The following is a 2,723-nucleotide window of genomic DNA, read 5'->3' on the forward strand; positions in this document are numbered from 1 at the left end:
ATTTGTTTTTTCATGTATGGGCAAATCCAGTGTTACAAACTGGCCGGGTTTATAATCGAAGCTTTCCAGCTCGGGTACCTGTAACCAAAATCTTCTGGTGTTAGTGGTTTCATTTTCAATTTTAATAACTTTTGCTGTGCGCCAGGGTTCTATAGCCATTTTATTAGTTTTGGTTAGAAAGATACAAAAAATATTGTCTTACACAATTATCGCATTTTTTTAGAGACTATCTCAAAAGCAAAGAAATCTATCACATTGATTTTATCGAAATGGCTACAGATTTGTTTGCCAGCGATTGTAATATTTCGATAATCTCAAAATGACAATCGCTGGGTATTTTTAAGACAGCCTTCTACAAAAATGTATCTTATATTTGCAGCCGCAATGAATTTGGAAGTGTTGTTGAAAGATTATGCAAATGACCCCCGCTGTTTTAAAATAGTGGATTGCATCACATTGTCTAAACCCCAGCGAATTCACTTATCCGGCCTTCATGGTAGTGCCTCACAATTTATAATAGCATCAGTTTTTAATAATCCTTCTGCCAGCCAGCTCAATCATTTAATTATTTTACGGGATGCGGAAGAAGCCGCTTATTTTCATAACACGTTAGAAAATTTAACCGGCGCTTTAAACCTTTTTTATTTTCCTTCTTCTTTTAAAAATAAAAAAAATTACAGCCTGCTAAACCCCAGCCATGTAATGCTGCGTACTGAGGCGTTAACAAGATTAGCAGGGGGCAACAATAAAAATATCATCATCACCTATCCCGAAGCTTTATTTGAAAAAGTAGTGTTATCAAAAACACTTTCAGATAATATTATTTCGGTTAAGCAAAGTGATACACTTGATGTAAACGACATTTTAGGAAAATTTGTTGACTATGGTTTTGAAAGAACCGATTTTGTTTACGAGCCCGGGCAGTTTGCTGTACGTGGTGGCATTCTGGATATCTATTCTTTTGGTAACGAAAAACCTTACCGCATAGAATTGTTTGGCAACGAGGTGGACAGTATAAGAATTTTTGATCCCGAAACTCAATTGAGTGAAAGAAAATTATTGCAGGTAAACATCATCCCCAATGTAGATATTTTACAAAATGAAACCGGAGAAAAAATTTCATTTCTTGAATTTTTACCGGAGAATGCTGTGGTATGGAGTGAGGATTGGAATTTTATTAAAGAAAAAATTTTACAGGAGGAAGAATCGTTTGGTATTTGGAATGCGGAGGTTGTAATAAAAACTACCATTGAAGAAACGGAAGACAACTTAACCAGAAAAGATTTTACAGTAAATGATTTTGTAAGTGCTGATAGTATTGAAGAACAAATTCAACTCAGGCATATTATTGAATTTGGAAGCAAAGCTTATTTTCAGAAAAATAATCAACAATCAATAATCAATATTGAATATGCAATAAAAGAGCAGCCTGCTTTTAACAGGCAGTTTGAAATTTTAATTAGAAATTTAAAAGAGTACGAAGCAAAAAAATACAACATTTATTTATTTGCAGAAAATCCTAAGCAGCTAGAAAGATTACATATCATATTCCAGGATTTAAAAGCCGATATAAATGTAATACCCATTCCCACATCTATCCACGAAGGTTTTATTGATGATGATTTAAAATGTGTTTGTTATACGGATCATCAAATTTTTCAACGCTATCATAAATACAAAGTAAAACAGGCCTTTAGTAAAAACAAAGCGCTTACTTTAAAAACATTAAGGGAATTACAACCCGGAGATTATGTAACACATATCGATCATGGCGTTGGTGTGTACAGCGGCTTACAAAAAATAGAAGCCAATGGAAGATTGCAGGAAGCAGTGCGTATTCAATATAAAGATGGCGATTTGTTGTATGTAAATATTTCCAGTTTACATAAAATAGGAAAGTACAGTGGTAAGGAAGGCAGCATTCCTAAAATGAATAAATTAGGCAGTGATGTTTGGAATAAATTAAAAGACAAAACAAAAAAGCAGGTAAAAGATATTGCTACCGATTTAATAAAACTTTACGCACAAAGAAAAAGCCAGGAAGGTTTTGCATTCAGCCCCGATAATTATATGCAAACAGAACTGGAAGCCAGTTTTATTTATGAAGATACACCCGACCAGGGCAAAGCAACAGAAGATGTAAAACGTGATATGGAAAAACCATCGCCAATGGACCGTTTGGTTTGTGGTGATGTGGGTTTTGGTAAAACAGAAATAGCAATACGTGCCGCTTTTAAAAGTTGCTGTGATGGAAAGCAGGCTGCTGTATTAGTGCCTACAACTATTCTTGCGTATCAACATTATAAAACTTTTGGAGAACGCTTAAAAGATTTTCCGGTAACAGTAGATTTTATCAACCGCTTTAAATCTTCTAAAGAAAAAAAAGAAACACTTGCAAAATTAGCCGAAGGAAAAATTGACATCATTATTGGTACACATGCTTTGCTGAGTAAAGATGTTAAGTTTAAAGATTTGGGTGTAATGATCATTGATGAGGAGCAAAAATTTGGTGTGGCTGCAAAAGAAAAATTAAAACAAATAAGGGCAACGGTTGATTCGCTTACACTAACGGCCACCCCAATCCCAAGAACTTTACAGTTTAGTTTGATGGGTGCAAGAGACCTGAGCATCATTAATACCCCACCACCAAACCGGCAACCCATACAAACCGAAGTGATGGTTTTTAACGAGGATGCCATTCGTGATATTATTTATTATGAAAC

Annotated in this window: 1 protein-coding gene; it reads left to right on the forward strand. The window is 34.7% G+C overall.

What is annotated here, in order from left to right; all coding sequences use genetic code 11:
* Positions 1–360 precede the first annotated feature (360 nt).
* Positions 361–2,723: DEAD/DEAH box helicase (locus ACY65O_RS02780; protein ID WP_462219328.1), on the forward strand; the 2,363-nt coding region annotated here is incomplete at its 3' end.

Origin of the sequence: Ferruginibacter sp. (genome assembly GCF_031430955.1) — a bacterium.
In the GTDB taxonomy this organism is placed as follows: Bacteria; Bacteroidota; Bacteroidia; order Chitinophagales; family Chitinophagaceae; genus Ferruginibacter.